13 protein-coding genes are annotated in these 15323 nt (G+C 63.8%); 9 read left to right on the top strand and 4 right to left on the bottom strand.

Going from position 1 to position 15323, the window contains the following annotated elements; all coding sequences use genetic code 11:
• Nucleotides 1-2: 2 nt before the first annotated feature.
• The gene (locus tag ACVCNR_RS01805; RefSeq protein ID WP_447073627.1) at nt 3-1421 is read right to left on the bottom strand and encodes an MFS transporter; all 1419 of its coding nucleotides are present in this window, start codon (nt 1419-1421) and stop codon (nt 3-5) included.
• A 268-nt stretch (nt 1422-1689) separates the two neighbouring features.
• On the opposite strand from ACVCNR_RS01805, the gene guaB reads away from it, so the two are divergent.
• Nucleotides 1690-3192, top strand: coding sequence for an IMP dehydrogenase (guaB, locus tag ACVCNR_RS01800; RefSeq protein WP_354192400.1), 1503 nt, complete (start codon nt 1690-1692; stop codon nt 3190-3192).
• A 43-nt stretch (nt 3193-3235) separates the two neighbouring features.
• Nucleotides 3236-3658, top strand: coding sequence for an MAPEG family protein (locus tag ACVCNR_RS01795; protein ID WP_354192401.1), 423 nt, complete (start codon nt 3236-3238; stop codon nt 3656-3658).
• 6 nt (nt 3659-3664) lie between these two features.
• Here the strand turns inward: ACVCNR_RS01795 and rnd are convergent, their stop codons facing one another.
• On the bottom strand, nt 3665-4822 hold the full coding sequence (gene rnd / locus ACVCNR_RS01790; protein ID WP_354192402.1) for a ribonuclease D: 1158 nt from the start codon (nt 4820-4822) through the stop codon (nt 3665-3667).
• A 218-nt stretch (nt 4823-5040) separates the two neighbouring features.
• Here rnd and aspS point away from each other — a divergent pair, with 218 nt between their 5' ends.
• Nucleotides 5041-6831 carry an aspartate--tRNA ligase gene (aspS, locus tag ACVCNR_RS01785; RefSeq protein WP_354192404.1) on the top strand — a complete coding sequence of 597 codons (1791 nt, stop codon included), beginning with the start codon at nt 5041-5043 and terminating at the stop codon, nt 6829-6831.
• A gap of 77 nt (nt 6832-6908) precedes the next feature.
• Here the strand turns inward: aspS and hspQ are convergent, their stop codons facing one another.
• A complete protein-coding gene (gene hspQ, locus ACVCNR_RS01780; protein WP_354192405.1) occupies nt 6909-7232 on the bottom strand; it encodes a heat shock protein HspQ in 324 nt (107 codons plus the stop codon).
• A 120-nt stretch (nt 7233-7352) separates the two neighbouring features.
• Between hspQ and ACVCNR_RS01775 the strand changes: the two genes are divergently transcribed.
• The gene (locus tag ACVCNR_RS01775) at nt 7353-8312 is read left to right on the top strand and encodes an AEC family transporter (protein WP_447073623.1); all 960 of its coding nucleotides are present in this window, start codon (nt 7353-7355) and stop codon (nt 8310-8312) included.
• Here the strand turns inward: ACVCNR_RS01775 and ACVCNR_RS01770 are convergent.
• Nucleotides 8289-9515: a UbiH/UbiF family hydroxylase gene (locus tag ACVCNR_RS01770; RefSeq protein ID WP_447073621.1), complete on the bottom strand. Its 1227-nt coding sequence runs from the start codon at nt 9513-9515 to the stop codon at nt 8289-8291. The two genes, ACVCNR_RS01775 and ACVCNR_RS01770, sit on opposite strands and share 24 nt — an antisense overlap.
• A 201-nt stretch (nt 9516-9716) precedes the next feature.
• On the opposite strand from ACVCNR_RS01770, the gene pcsA reads away from it, so the two are divergent.
• The 5 genes from pcsA (at nt 9717) to ACVCNR_RS01745 (ending at nt 15311) form a co-directional block, all read left to right on the top strand.
• The gene (pcsA, locus tag ACVCNR_RS01765) at nt 9717-10538 is read left to right on the top strand and encodes a phosphatidylcholine synthase (protein WP_447073619.1); all 822 of its coding nucleotides are present in this window, start codon (nt 9717-9719) and stop codon (nt 10536-10538) included.
• Nucleotides 10539-10542: 4 nt separating this feature from the next.
• A complete protein-coding gene (locus ACVCNR_RS01760) occupies nt 10543-11520 on the top strand; it encodes a quinone oxidoreductase family protein (RefSeq protein WP_447073617.1) in 978 nt (325 codons plus the stop codon).
• 118 nt (nt 11521-11638) lie between these two features.
• Nucleotides 11639-13231 (top strand): ABC transporter ATP-binding protein, encoded by a 1593-nt coding sequence (locus tag ACVCNR_RS01755; protein WP_447073616.1) that lies wholly within the window; start codon nt 11639-11641, stop codon nt 13229-13231.
• Entirely contained in the window at nt 13231-14337 is a 1107-nt protein-coding gene (locus tag ACVCNR_RS01750) for an ABC transporter permease (protein WP_354192413.1), read from the top strand. The genes ACVCNR_RS01755 and ACVCNR_RS01750 overlap by 1 nt, the downstream gene beginning before the upstream one ends.
• Nucleotides 14337-15311, top strand: coding sequence for an ABC transporter permease (locus tag ACVCNR_RS01745; RefSeq protein ID WP_354192414.1), 975 nt, complete (start codon nt 14337-14339; stop codon nt 15309-15311). The genes ACVCNR_RS01750 and ACVCNR_RS01745 overlap by 1 nt, the downstream gene beginning before the upstream one ends.
• Nucleotides 15312-15323 lie beyond the last annotated feature (12 nt).

The following is a 15323-nucleotide window of genomic DNA, read 5'->3' as shown; positions in this document are numbered from 1 at the left end:
CTTCAGCGGCCGGTCGAGGCGGCCGTCCCGGTGCCGTCGGCGACGACCCTCTTGTGGCCGGACACCGAATTGCCGGCATCGGGCGCCAATCGGATGAACCAGATCGCAGCGGTCGTCGACACCAGCGCCACCAGGAAGAAGGCGGTGTGGAAATCGGAGAGCGTCGGCGGTCCGAGATGGCGACTGGCCAGCACTTCGAGGATGCCGCCGGCCAAGGCCACGCCGAGCGCGATGTTGAGCTGCTGCGCGACGGCGACGATCGGCGTGGCCTTGCTGATGTCTTGCGGCGTGATCTCGGCATAGGCGAGCGCATTGATGCCTGTGAAGAACATCGAGCGGATGAAGCCACCCACGAGGATTATGGCGATCATGACGATGTAGGGCGTCTGCGGGGTGAAGAAGCCGTTGACGGCGATGGTGCCGGCGGCGATCAGCGAGCCGCTGATGAGCACGGGGCGGAAACCGAACCGGCGGAATACCCGGGTAGCCATGAATTTCATGCCTATGGCCCCGATTGCGGTGACGAAGGTGATCATACCCGACTGGAAGGGCGTCAGGCCGAAGGCAAGCTGGAACATCAACGGCAACAGGAACGGCACAGCGCCGATGCCGATGCGGAACATGCCGCCGCCGATCACCGCCGCGCGGAACACGGGGTTGCTGAGCAGATCGAGCGCCAGCAGCGGATTGGCGGCGCGCCGCGCATGGATGAGATAGAGCACGCCGCAAATGCTGCCGACCGCGATGATAATGAAACCGGCAGCCGGTGGCAGTACCGGCAGCGAAATCACCGACAGGCCGAGGATCACCCCCGAGGCGGCCACGCCGCTGAGCACGAAGCCGACCATATCCAGCGGCGGCGTCTGTATTTTCTCGGTACCGGGAAGGAAGCGGGTCGCCAACGCGATGCCGACCAGGCCGATGGGCACGTTGATGAGGAAAATCCAGTGCCAGGAGAAATAGGTGGTGATGAAGCCGCCCACGGGCGGGCCGATGAGCGGACCGACGAGGGCCGGCACCGTCAGCCACGACATGGCTGCTACCAGATCGCTCTTGGGCGTGGAGCGGACCAACAGCAATCGGCCGACCGGCGTCATCATCGCGCCGCCGATGCCCTGCAAGGCGCGCGAGACGACGAAGGCGCCGAGTGAGCCGGAAAGGGCGCAGGCGATGGAGCCGGCGACGAACACCGCGATCGCCGCCCGGAATACGTTCTTGGCGCCGAAGCGGTCGGCCATCCAGCCGCTGATGGGGATGAAGATCGCCAACGATGCCAGATAGGCGGTCAGCGCCAGCTTCAGCGCGATCGGGCTTGTCTGAATATCGGCCGCGATCGCCGGCAGCGAGGTGGCGATCACCGTCGAATCCATGTTTTCCATGAACAGGGCGACCGCGAGGATGAGCGGGATGATACGGTTCACGGGGGTCGATCCGAATGCGAAAGATGCAACCTGGCCGGCCGGAGTCGGTCGTTGGGGAGGTCGGTTAACATGACGGACCCGCCCTGTCGCGTTAATTTCGCGTCACATTTCCACGATCCGGCACGGGTAGAAACGAATCATCTGCGCCAGTCCTGCTTTCCATCGGCCGGAAGACGTGTTAGCAGCCAGCGTCATTCCTGAAAGGGAAAAGTCGAGTCGGCGTGGTCCATGCGGGTTCCGCGCCTTTCACGCATTCCGGGAAATGGCCATGGCAAAAATCATCGAAACGTCCACCGGCGCGTTGGCGCTCACCTTTGACGACGTGCTGCTTCAGCCGGGTCATTCCGAAGTGATGCCCGGCGAAGTTGATATCTCGACGCGAATTGCCGGCGATATCGACTTGAATTTGCCCATTCTTTCCGCCGCGATGGATACGGTTACGGAGTCGCGGCTGGCCATCGCCATGGCGCAGGCCGGCGGCATCGGCGTCATTCACCGCAACCTGACGCCGGTCGAACAGGCCGAGCAGGTTCGGCAGGTCAAGAAGTTCGAGTCCGGCATGGTCATCAACCCGGTCACCATCGGCCCGGATGCGACGCTGGCGGATGCGCTGGCACTGATGAGCGCCCATGGCATTTCCGGCATTCCGGTGGTGGAGAACGGCGGCACCGGCGGCCACACGGCCGGACGGCTGGTCGGCATTCTCACCAACCGCGACGTGCGCTTTGCCTCCGATCCCGGCCAGCGCGTCTATGAATTGATGACGCGCGAGAACCTCATCACCGTCAAGGAGAATGTCGACCAGGACGAGGCCAAGCGGCTTCTCCACCAGAACCGTATCGAAAAGCTGGTGGTGATCGACAACAAGGGCATCTGCGTCGGGCTGATCACGGTCAAGGATATCGAGAAGTCGCAGCTCAACCCCAATGCTTCCAAGGATGCGCAGGGCAGGTTGCGCGTGGCGGCGGCCACCAGCGTCGGCGATGACGGGTTCGAGCGCGCCGAACGCCTGATCGATGCCGGTGTCGACCTTCTGGTCATCGATACCGCCCACGGCCACTCGCAGCGGGTGCTGGACGCGGTTACCCGCGCCAAGAAATTGTCCAATGAAGTGCGCATCATGGCCGGCAACGTGGCCACCGCCGACGGCACCCAGGCACTCATCGACGCGGGCGCTGACGCGGTGAAGGTCGGCATCGGGCCGGGCTCGATCTGCACGACCCGCATCGTGGCGGGCGTCGGCGTGCCGCAGCTCTCGGCAATCATGGCCGCCGTCGAGGTCGGGCAGAAGGCAGGAGTCTCGATCATCGCGGATGGCGGCATCAAGTTCTCCGGCGATCTCGCCAAGGCGCTGGCTGCCGGCGCGACGGCCGCCATGGTCGGTTCGCTGCTGGCCGGCACGGAGGAAAGCCCCGGCGAGGTCTATCTGCATCAGGGCCGCTCCTTCAAGGCCTATCGCGGCATGGGTTCGGTAGGCGCCATGGCGCGCGGCTCGGCCGACCGCTATTTCCAGGCCGAGGTGCGCGACACGCTGAAGCTGGTGCCCGAAGGCATCGAGGGGCAGGTGCCCTACAAGGGGCCGGTCGCCGGCGTGCTGCATCAGCTCGCAGGTGGCCTCAAGGCCTCCATGGGCTATGTGGGCGGCCGCGATCTTGCCGAATTCCGTGAACGCGCTACCTTCGTGCGCATCTCGAATGCCGGCCTGCGCGAAAGCCATGCCCACAACGTGACCATTACCCGCGAGAGCCCCAACTATCCGGGTTCTGTCTGAGGCATAGTAGCCAGTTGCGGTCGGCGATCATGAAGGAGACTGCATGAACCCGACCGCGATGCTGTGGCCCATGGTGGCGCATTTCGTGCTGGTCGCGGCGCTTTACGCGCTGCTCGGCCTGCGCCGCCGGCAGGCTGTCCAGTCCGGAAAGGTTCGCCCGAGCCAGTGGAAGCTGCGCTCCAACGGCGAGCCGGAAATCAGCGCCACGGTTTCGAACAACATCATGAACCAGTTCGAGCTGCCGGTTCTCTTCCATGTCGTGTGCCTGGCGCTTTACGTGACGGCCGGCGTGTCATGGATTGCCGTGATCCTGGCGTGGCTGTTCGTGGCGCTGCGTTATGTGCATGCCTTCGAGCATGTCACCAGCAATCGCCCGCCGCTTCGGGGCATGATTTTCGGGGCCGGTTTCCTGGTGCTGGTCCTGATGTGGGGCTGCTTCGCCCTGCATCTGGCCGGGCTCGCCTGACGGAAGTCAGGCGTTCACCTCGAACAGCGCGATCCGGCGTTTGTCGAACTTGATGGCGATCTCGCCGCGCACGAGGCGCAGCGCCTTGTCACCGAAAACGGCGCGCCGCCAGCCTTGCAGGGCGGGCACATCTGCGTCTTCGCCCTCGGCGGCGATACGGTCGATGTCGTCGCTGGAGGCGAGCACCTTGGCGGCAACGCCTTCCTTTTCCGCCACGATGCGCAACAGCACCTTCAGCAGCTCTGCCGCGGCGTTGGACCCTTCCGGCGGCTGGTGCGGGCGCGGCAGCTTGGGCAGGTCTTCCTTGGGAACGGACAGCGCATCGTTGACGGCGCCGAGCAGGGCGGCGGCCGTGGAAGACCGCTCCCACCCCTTGGGAATGCTGCGCAGCCGGCCCAGCGCATCGGCGTCTTTCGGGGCCTGCTGCGCGATCTCGTAGATCGCGTCGTCCTTGAGGATGCGTCCACGCGGGACGTCGCGTTCGCGGGCCTCGCGCTCGCGCCATGCGGCGACCGACTTCAGCACGGCCAGTTCCTGCGGCTTGCGTATCCTGAGCTTCAGCCGCTTCCAGGCGTCGTCGGGATGGGGATCGTAGGTCTGGCGCGAGGTCAGAACCTGCATTTCCTCATTGAGCCAATGGGCGCGCCCTTCGCGCTCGAGTTCAGCCGTCAGGTGCTTGTAGACATCGATGAGGTGGGTGACATCGGCCAGCGCATATTCCAGTTGCCGCTCGGAAAGCGGCCGATAGCGCCAGTCGGTGAAGCGGGACGACTTGTCGAGCCGCACGCCGGTCACCTTCTGCACGAGCTGGTCGTAGGAGACGGCGTCGCCGAAGCCGCACACCATGGCCGCCACCTGCGTGTCGAAGATCGGATGCGGCACCAGATCGCCCTGATGGACGATGATTTCGATGTCCTGCCTTGCGGCATGGAAGACCTTGACCACCTTCTCGTTCGCCATCAGCCTGAAGAACGGCTTCAGGTCGAGCCCCGGCGCCAGCGGATCGACAAGCGCGGTGAAGCCGGGTGCGGCCATCTGGATCAGGCACAGCACCGGCCAGAAGGTGGTTTCGCGAATGAACTCCGTGTCGACGGTCACGAAGTCCGATTGCTCGAGTGTTTCTATGGCGCTCTCGAGTTCACCCTGTGTGGTAATGACGTTCATCAAATCGCTTTTCGGACCAAAGTTGCTTCTCAATTCCAGCCGCGGCCGGGCGCGTCAAGTCGGCTAACGCCAAATGGAAGGCGCTGCATGCTGCCCGCGAGCCGGTTCAGGCCCCTCTTGCCTTGACAAAGGAGACCACCCATGCGCTTTTCGCGCCAATTTTCAGGTCGGGCAAGTGCTTCGGCCCAATCGAACCAAGTTAAGCGGAAAATCAGGCGATGCATCGTTACCGGAGCCACACCTGCGCTCAGTTGAGAAAAGCCGATATCGGCTCCTCCATTCGTCTTTCGGGCTGGGTGCATCGCGTGCGCGATCACGGCGGCCTGCTGTTCATCGACCTGCGCGACCACTACGGCATGACCCAGATCGTCGCCGATCCCGATTCTCCCGCCTTCAAGACGGCGGAGACGGTGCGCGGCGAGTGGGTGATCCGCGTCGACGGCGAGGTCAAGGCGCGCCTGCCCGAGGCCGTGAACCCGAACCTGGCAACGGGCGAGATCGAGATTTTCGCACACGAGATAGAAGTGCTGTCGGCCGCCAAGGAGCTGCCGCTGCCAGTGTTCGGCGAGCCGGATTACCCGGAGGACATCCGCCTCAAATACCGCTTCCTCGATCTGCGCCGCGAGACGCTGCACAAGAACATCGTCATGCGCACCAAAATCATCGCCGAGATGCGCAAGCGCATGGGCGAGGCGGGTTTCACCGAATATTCGACGCCGATCCTCACCGCATCCTCGCCGGAAGGCGCGCGTGACTTCCTGGTGCCGTCGCGCATTCATCCCGGTACCTTCTACGCGCTGCCGCAGGCGCCGCAGCAGTACAAGCAGCTCATCATGGTGTCGGGCTTCGACCGCTATTTCCAGATCGCGCCCTGTTTCCGCGACGAGGACCCGCGCGCCGACCGCCTGCCGGGCGAGTTCTACCAGCTCGATCTCGAAATGAGCTTCGTCGAGCAGGACGATGTGCTGGCGACCATGGAGCCGGTGATGCGCGGCGTGTTCGAGACCTTCGCCGACGGCAAGCCGGTGACGCAGGCCTTTCCGCGCATTCCCTATGACGTGGCGATGCGCAAATACGGCTCCGACAAGCCGGATCTGCGCAACCCGATCGAGATGCAGGACGTGTCCGAGCATTTCCGGGGCTCGGGCTTCAAGGTGTTCGCGAACATCCTCGCCAACGATCCCAAGGCCGAAGTCTGGGCCATTCCGGCCAAAACCGGCGGCTCCCGGGCCTTCTGCGACCGCATGAATTCCTGGGCGCAGGGCGAGGGCCAGCCCGGCCTCGGCTACATCTTCTGGCGCAAGGAAGGCGACAAGCTCGAAGGCGCCGGCCCCATCGCCAAGAATATCGGCGAGGAGCGCACCGACGCCGTTCGCCGGCAACTCGGCCTGGAAGATGGCGACGCCGCCTTCTTCGTGGCCGGTGACCCGAAGAAATTCGTCGCCTTTGCCGGTGCCGCGCGCACCCGCGCCGGTGAGGAACTGAACCTCGTCGACCGCGACCGCTTCGAATTGTGCTGGATCGTCGATTTCCCGTTCTATGAATGGAACGAGGACGAGAAGCGCGTCGATTTCGGCCACAACCCGTTCTCCATGCCGCAGGGCGGCATCGAGGCGCTCAATGGCGAAGATCCGCTCACCATCAAGGCGTTCCAGTACGATATGGTCTGCAACGGCTTCGAGATCGCGTCGGGTGGCATCCGCAACCATCTGCCCGAGACCATGGTCAAGGCGTTCGAGATCGTCGGGCTGGACCGCCAGACGGTCGAGGATCGCTTCGGCGGCCTCTACCGTGCCTTCCAGTACGGAGCGCCGCCGCATGGCGGCATGGCGGCCGGCATCGACCGTGTCATCATGCTGCTGGTCGGGGCGAAGAACCTGCGCGAAGTGACCATGTTCCCGATGAACCAGCAGGCCTATGACCTGCTGATGAGCGCTCCGGCCCCGGCGACGCCGCAGCAGCTTCGCGAACTGTCCCTGCGCGTCGCGCCGCTGAAGAAAGAAGACTGAGCCGGAGGCTCGTCAAACAAAACCCCCATCGCTTCAAAAAGGCGGTGGGGTTTTGCGTCCGAATGAACGCACGGTGCCTAGTGGCGGATCTGGTATTTGGGCTCGTAATGCCCGTCCGGTGTCTTCAGGAACAGCTCCCGCAATTGCGGATGGCGAACCGGCTCGCCTGAGACGTCTTCGAGCAGGTTCTGCTCGGAAACATAGGCGATGTAGTCGGTTTCCGAATTCTCGGCCAGCAGGTGATAGAAGGGCTGGTCCTTGCGCGGCCGCACCTCGGCCGGTATCGCCTGATACCACTCCTCGGTGTTGGCGAACTGCGGATCGACATCGAAAATGATGCCGCGAAACGGAAACAGGCGGTGGCGGACCACCTGTCCGATCGAGAATTTGGCAGTTCTCATAGTTGCATTGCCCATGGTCCTTATTTGGCTTATGGCGCGTCGCAATTCAATCCTGCCTTGGTCGCACCTCCTTGACGGCCTGCCGCGCCATCGGTAGCCCACAGGCTTCGCGGAGAAATCATGTCCGATATCGCCGGCCTCGTCCTTCCGTTCTTCGGGCTGATCTTCATCGGCTTTGCCGTCGCGCGCATCACCCGCCAGCCGGTGGACGCGCTGGGCTGGATGAATACCTTCGTCATCTATGTCGCGCTGCCGGCCCTGTTCTTCCAGCTTCTCGCCAAGACACCCTTCGAGGACCTGACCGAATGGGGTTTCATCTTCGGGTCGGTGTTTTCGACCTTCCTGATTTTCCTGGCGATGTTCGTTGCTTCCCTCGTGATGGCAGGCGGCATAGCGGAATCCACCATCAAGGGGCTCGCGGCGGCTTATGGCAATATCGGCTACATGGGTCCGGGGCTGGCGGTTCTGGCCTTTGGAGAGCAGGCGGCGGTGCCGGTGGCGCTGATCTTTTGCTTCGAGAACGTCATGCACTTCACCATCGCACCGATGATGATGGCGCTGGCGGGCGATGACAGACGGCCATGGCCGCAACTGCTGGCGGGCATCGTCAGCCGTATCGCGCTGCATCCCTTCATCATCGCCACGGCATTCGGCGTGGCGGCGGCCTATTTCGAGTTTCACCCGCCGCTGCCGGTGGACCGCCTGCTGTCCTATCTGGCCAACGCAGCGGCACCCTGCGCGCTGTTCGCCATGGGCGTGACGCTGGCGCTGCGACCGTTGAAGCGTGTTCCCGCCGAGATCGCACCGATCGCCTTTCTCAAGCTGATCGTGCATCCGCTGCTATGCTACGCGGTGCTGAGCTGGGTCGGAAATTTCTCGGAGATCTGGTTGTTCTCGGCGGTCCTTTTGGCCGCCTTGCCGACCGCCACCAACGTCTTCGTCATTGCCCAGCAATACGGGGTCTGGGTCGAGCGCACCTCGGCCACGGTGCTGATCACGACCTGTGTCTCGATCGCCACCGTGACCGGCCTGCTCTACATGATCCGTGCCGGGGTGCTACCGCTGGACCTGTTCCCTTAACGAACCGGCCAGGGCCGAGAAGCCGCTGCCGGGCTGTAGCCCCTCGCGCATGAAGAAGGCGCGCAGGGGCGCGAAACGCCCGAGCAGTCCCAATGTCGTGCTGCGGGCAATCTGCGCGGGCAGCATGCTGGAAAGCAGCGAGAGATTGAGCAGGTTCACCGCGCTGGTGCGGGCGACGATGTCGGGCCGGCGTCTCAAATCGTAGCTTAGCAGAGCTTTCGGTGTGCCCGGATCAGGTCTATTTTGTGACGCAGTTTCAAGGAGATCGACGATATCCCTGATGCCGAGGTTAAGCCCCTGCGCGCCGATCGGCGGGAAGACATGCGCGGCTTCACCCACGAGGGCCACGCGCTTGTGGGCGAAACGCCATGGCGTCGATGTCGACAAGGGGTAGATCTGGCGGCCCGGTTCGACCGTTACCCGGCCGAGCATGGATTGCATGCGCCGCTCGATATGCCGGGAAAGCGCGTCGTCATCGAGTGCGGCGAGTTCCTGAGCGGTTTCCGGGCGAACCACGCAAACGAGGCTGGACCGGCGGCCGGGCAGCGGAACCTGCGTGAACGGGCCGGTCTCGGTGTGGAACTCGGTCGAGGTGAAGGCGTGGTCCACCGTGTGGGCGAAATTCAGCACCAGCGCCGCCTGCGGGAAGGGCCGCGACGAAACCGAAATGCCCGCAGCCTCGCGGGCCGGGGAAGCGCGACCGTCGGCGGCCACGACGAGCCTTGCCGAAACGGCGCTGCCATCGGCGAGCCGTGCCGTGGCCCGTTCGGGCTCGAGTTGCCACTGGGATACGAGCGTCTTGCGCCATTCGATGGAAGGATTGGCCGAGACAGCCTCGGCCAGCGTGGCGACCAGCACGGCATTGGGGATGTTGAGGCCGAAGCGGTGCTCGTCGATTTCGTTGGCATGGAAGGTGACGACGGGACTGCGGATCAGCCTTGCCGTTCCATCCACGATGCGCATCACCTTGAGCGGCGCCGATTTGTGCGCCAGCGTGCGCAGCACGCCAAGCCGGTCCAGAATGGCAAGGGCCGGATTCATCAGCGCCGTGGTGCGTCCGTCCTGCACATTCGGCTCCGGGCCGACAAGCGTGACGCGGAAATTCGCATCGGCGAAGGCGAGCGCCCCGATCAGTCCCGCCGGGCCGGTGCCGGCGACAAGAATGTTCGCTTCCGTTTCGGCAGGGGTGGCGGGCGTGGGCATGTCAGGATTCTCCCGTGTCGAACAAGATATAGCGCCGGGGCGTTGCCCACTTCAACGCGACGTTTCAGCCGCAAGAGGAATTGGGCGCAAACCATGCACGTCAGGCGTGAATTCCTGTGTGGCCTTTCATCTTGTCGTCGCTTGCGCATTGACCACGGCCGGTTGGTGGTCGATCAAGGGGGATCATAGACACCATGCAAGATGGACTGGTGGGCCGTGGACAACAAACCGACCGGCAGGAAGATCAGGGACCGGATTCCGAGACCGAGGAAGAAGGTGACCTGGCCGCAGGCGCGAGCATTCTCCGTTCATCTTCTCACCGCATCGGGCTCGTTTCTCGCCTTCGTTTCGCTGGTCGCCGCCAGCGAGGGGCGCTGGACGGCGATGTTCTGGTGGCTGGGGCTTGCCCTGTTCGTCGACGGTATCGACGGGCCGATCGCCCGCAAGCTTGAGGTCAAGGAAATCCTGCCGACCTGGTCGGGCGAATTGCTCGACAACATCATCGACTACGTGACCTATGTGCTGATCCCGGCCTTCGCCCTTTACCAGTTCGGGCTGATGGGCGAGGGGCTGTCCTTCCTGTCCGCCGCCATCATCGTCGTTTCCAGCGCCATCTACTATGCCGACACCGGCATGAAGACCAAGGAGAACTTCTTCAAGGGCTTTCCCGTGGTCTGGAACATGGTCGTTTTCACCCTGTTCGTCGTCGGGCCGGGCGAGTGGGTTTCCTTCGCCGTGGTGGTGATTGCGGGCCTGCTCACCTTCGTGCCGATCAACTTCCTGCACCCGGTGCGGGTGAAACGCCTGCGCCCCCTCAACCTCGCCGTCACGCTGTTGTGGTGCGGGTTCGGCATGCTGGCGCTGGCCGAATCCGCGCTGGTCGAATTCTACAGCCAGATCGGCGTGCTGGCCGAGAATGTCAGCCAGTTCACCAAGGTGGGCATCACCGTCACCGGTCTTTACCTGTTCTGCATCGGCGGCATCATGCAGTTTCTCCCCAATCTCGGGGCCAGGAAGGGTTGAAACCATGCCCAAGGCGATCCGTATCCACACCCATGGCGGGCCCGAGGTCCTGACTTTCGAGGAGGTTGATCCCGGCCGGCCCGGCCGTGGTGAAATTCTCGTCCGGCACACCGCGATCGGCGTCAATTTCATCGATGTCTATCATCGCACCGGCCTGTATCCGGCGGCCAACGGCCTGCCCATTACGCCCGGCGGAGAGGCGGCCGGCGTGGTGCTTGAAGTGGGCGAGGGGGTGGGTTGGCTTAAACCCGGTGACCGCATCGCCTATGTGGTGCGGCTGGGCGCCTATGCCGAACAGCGGGTGATCGCGGCCGACCATGTCGTGAAGATTCCGGACGGAATTGGCGACGAACAGGCGGCCGGCATGATGCTGAAGGGCATGACGGTCGAATATCTGCTGCGGCGCACCTTCAAGGTAAAGCCCGGCGACACGCTGCTCTACCATGCGGCCGCCGGCGGCGTGGGACTGATCTTTGGCCAGTGGGCGAACCATCTGGGGGCGACGGTTCTCGGCACGGCCGGCTCGCCGCAGAAGGCGGAACTGGCCCGCGCCCACGGATTCCATCATGTCATCGACTACCGGAGCCAGGATTTCGTGCAGGAAGTGGCCAGGATCACGGAGGGCAGAAAGTGCGACGTGGTCTATGATTCCGTTGGCAAGGATACCTTTGCCGGCTCGCTGGAGTGCCTGAAAAGGCTGGGGACCTTCGTTTCCTTCGGCCAGTCCTCCGGCCCGATCCCTCCGTTCGATATCGGCATTCTGGCACAAAAGGGCTCACTCTTCGCCACCCGGCCGACGCTGTTCTCCTACAACGTCACCCGCGAAGAGGTGGAGGCTTCGGCCGCAGCCTTGTTCGAAGTCGTGCTGTCCGGCGCTGTAAATATCAGGGTAAATCAACGCTATGCACTGACGGATGCAGCCCGCGCGCATGCGGATCTGGAGGCGCGCAAGACCACCGGGACGACGATATTGCTGCCTTGATAACCAGTATCGAATGGCCTCGAAATTCTTGAAGCTCTTTCAATCGAAGTATCGGTTTGCCTAGAGCGGCGGTCATGCCTACGATGCTTTCGGGAACACAGAACATATCTGGTTACAGATGGGAGGCACTGTGAGTTTACATGAAGGTGCTGCGAACCTGCTTGAGGTTCGCGGCCTGACCAAGATATTCGGCTCCCTCAAGGCTTGCGACAGCATCGACCTCGGCATTGCCAAGGGCGAGATCCATGCTCTTCTGGGCGAAAACGGTGCCGGCAAGTCCACCCTGGTGAAAATGCTGTTCGGCTCGCTGGAGCCGCATTCCGGCGAGATCCTGTGGAACGGCCAGTCGGTCCGCATCACCAACCCTGGCGTTGCCAAGAAGCTTGGCATCGGCATGGTGTTCCAGCATTTTTCGCTGTTCGAGGCGCTGACCGCGGCCGAAAACATCGCGCTTTCGCTGGATGACGGCGCACCGATCAGCACCATTGCGGCCAAGGCGCGGGCCCTGTCCTACAGTTACGGTCTCCCGCTCGATCCCGAAGCGCTGGTGGGCGACCTGTCGGTCGGCGAGCGCCAGCGCATCGAGATCATCCGCTGCCTGTTGCAGACGCCGGACCTCATCATCCTTGACGAGCCGACTTCGGTGCTGACCCCGCAGGAGGCGGACAAGCTGTTCGAGACGCTCGAACGTCTGCGCTCCGAAGGCAAGTCGATCCTCTACATCTCGCATCGCCTCGAAGAGGTGAAGCGCATGTGCGACCGTGCCACCGTGCTGCGTCACGGCAAGGTGGTCGGACATTGCAATCCGCGGGAGGAAACGGCGTCCTCCCTGGCCCGCATGATGGTGGGCAGCGAGGTCCGCACCGTGGAGCGTCCGCCGGCCGAAGGCATGGACAAGGCGGAATCGCTGCTTGAGATCGTCAACCTCAACCGCAGGCCGGCAACGCCTTTCTCCATCCCCTTGAAAAACATAAATCTTTCGGTTCGGGCCGGCGAGGTTGTCGGCATCGCCGGCGTGGCCGGAAACGGGCAGGGCGAGTTCTTTGAGGCCGTGTCCGGCGAGGTCCTGCAGCAGGACAAGGCGTCGGTGCGCATTCGCGGCAAGCAGGTCGGTGGGCTCGACATCACCGGCCGCCGGTTGCTGGGCGCCGCCTTCGTGCCGGAGGAGCGCCTCGGACATGGGGCCGCGCCGCGCATGAAGCTGTCGGAAAACCTCCTGCTGTCGCGCCATGCGACGGATGGCAAGGCGTTCGTCGGCACCGCGGGCATGATCGAGGGCAAGGCGATCTACAGCGCCGCCCAGCGCATCATCGAGGTGATGGACGTGCGCAAGAGCGCGCCCGATCCGGAAGCGGCCTCCCTGTCGGGCGGCAACCTTCAGAAATTCATCGTCGGCCGCGAGCTTGACCGCAAGCCGTCGGTGATGATCGTCAACCAGCCGACCTGGGGTGTCGATGCCGGCGCGGCCGCTCACATCAGGCAGGCCCTGATCGAGCTTGCCCGCAACGGATCGGCCGTCCTGGTCATCAGCCAGGACCTCGACGAGCTGTTCGAGATCTCGGATGCCATTGCCGTCATGCACGATGGCGAACTGTCGCAGAAGCTGCCCATTGCCGAAGCGACCTATGAAAAGATCGGTCTGCTCATGGGCGGCGCCGAACCCGGCCATGCCGCTACCGCGCATGCGACCGAAACGGCAGAGGTGGCGTGATGCGCATCGAGCTTGTCAAGCGCCCGCAGCGTTCGGCGCTGTTTTCCATGTTGTCGCCGTTCATCGCCTTCGTGCTGACGGTCATTGCCGGCGCCATCATGTTCGCCTTGCTGGGCGTGAACCCGGCCAAGGCCCTCTATGCCTATTTCATCTCGCCGTTGACCGAGGTGTGGCAGTTGCATGAGCTGGCGATCAAGGCGGCGCCGCTGATCCTGATCGCGGTCGGATTGTCGGTCTGCTTCCGCGCCAATATCTGGAACATCGGGGCCGAGGGCCAGTTCACCATCGGTGCGGTGACCGGCTCGATCCTGCCGGTGCTCTATCCCGACCTGAGCGCAGCCTATGTCCTGCCCCTGATGCTCCTCATGGGCATGATCGGCGGTGCGGCCTATGCGACCATTCCGGCCTTCCTCAAGGCGCGATTCAACACCAATGAAATCCTCACCAGCCTGATGCTGGTCTACGTCTCGCAACTCTTCCTCGACTGGATGGTGCGCGGGCCGTGGCGCGATCCGCAGGGCTTCAACTTCCCGCAGACGGTGCTGTTCAACGAATCGGCGCGCCTGCCGGAAATGCTGTCGTCCGGACGCGCCAATCTGGGCTTCGCCTTCTCCATCGTCGCGGCGGTGCTGGTCTGGCTGATGATGAGCCGCATGCTCAAGGGCTTCGAGGTGCGCGTGCTGGGCTCCAGCCCGCGGGCAGGGCGCTTCGCCGGCTTCAGCATCAACCGCATGGTGTTCTTCGCCTTCATGCTCTCCGGCGCTCTGGCCGGTCTTGCGGGCATTTCGGAGGTGTCCGGCGCTATCGGCAGGCTCCAGCCCACCATTTCGCCCGGCTATGGCTTCGCCGCGATCATCGTGGCCTTTCTCGGCCGGCTCAACCCGCTCGGCATCATCGCAGCCGGCCTGGTGCTCGGCCTGACCTATCTCGGCGGCGAGGCGGCACAGGCGACCCTCGGCGTGTCCGACAAGCTGGCGCGCGTGTTCCAGGGCATGCTGCTGTTCTTCGTTTTGGGCTGCGATACGCTCATTCACTACCGCATCCGCATCGTAGGCCGGCCGGCTCCGGCTGCCGATACGCTCGTCGCTCAGGAAGGGGCACACTGATGGATATCTGGATCAGCATCCTTCTTACCATCGCGACGGCGGCCACGCCCCTGCTCATCGCAGCGATGGGCGAACTGGTGGCCGAACGTGCCGGCGTCCTCAACCTCGGCGTCGAGGGCATGATGATCATGGGCGCGGTCGCCGGCTTCGGCGCGGGCTACCTGACCGGTTCGCCGTGGCTCGGCGTGATCGCCGCCATCATCGTCGGCGTGCTTTTCTCTCTGCTGTTCGCGTTCATGACGCTCACGCTGGCCACCAACCAGGTGGCGACCGGCCTGTCGCTGACCATTCTGGGGCTTGGGCTGTCGGGCATGCTGGGAACCAGTTTCGTCGGCCTGCCGGGCGTGCGATTGCCGAATCTGGACATTCCCGGCCTTACGTCGTTGCCGGGCGTGGGGCGCCTGCTGTTCGGCCAGGACCCGATCTTCTACCTGTCCATCGCGCTGGTCATTGCCGTCGCATGGTTCCTGTTCCGCAGCCGCACGGGCCTCACCATGCGGGCCATCGGCGACAGCCACACCTCGGCGCACGCGCTGGGCATACAGGTCATCCGCTACCGCTATCTGGCGGTGATGTTCGGCGGTGCCTGTGCCGGTCTGGCCGGCGCGCATCTGTCGCTCGTCTATACCCCGCAATGGGTCGAGAACATGAGCGCCGGGCGCGGCTGGATTGCGCTGGCCCTGGTGGTGTTCGCCTCCTGGCGGCCGTGGCGGGTGCTGGCCGGAGCCTACATCTTCGGCGCGATCTGGATCGGGCAGCTTCACGTGCAGGCGATCGATCTTTCCAGCTTCGCCAACTCGTCCTGGCTGATCTACCAGCCGATAGCGTTGATCAAGTCGCTGCCGTCCCAGTTCCTGTCGTCGCTGCCCTATCTCGCGACCATACTGGTGCTGGTGCTGATCTCGCGGAACAAGCGACTGACCATGATGAACACGCCGGCATCGCTGGCCCAACCCTTCGTGCCCGAGCGTTAAAGAAATCGGCAT

It is taken from the genome of Aquamicrobium terrae (assembly GCF_052978165.1).
The sequence above is the reverse complement of the archived record's forward strand: the minus strand, read 5'-3'. Positions and strand labels throughout refer to the sequence as shown.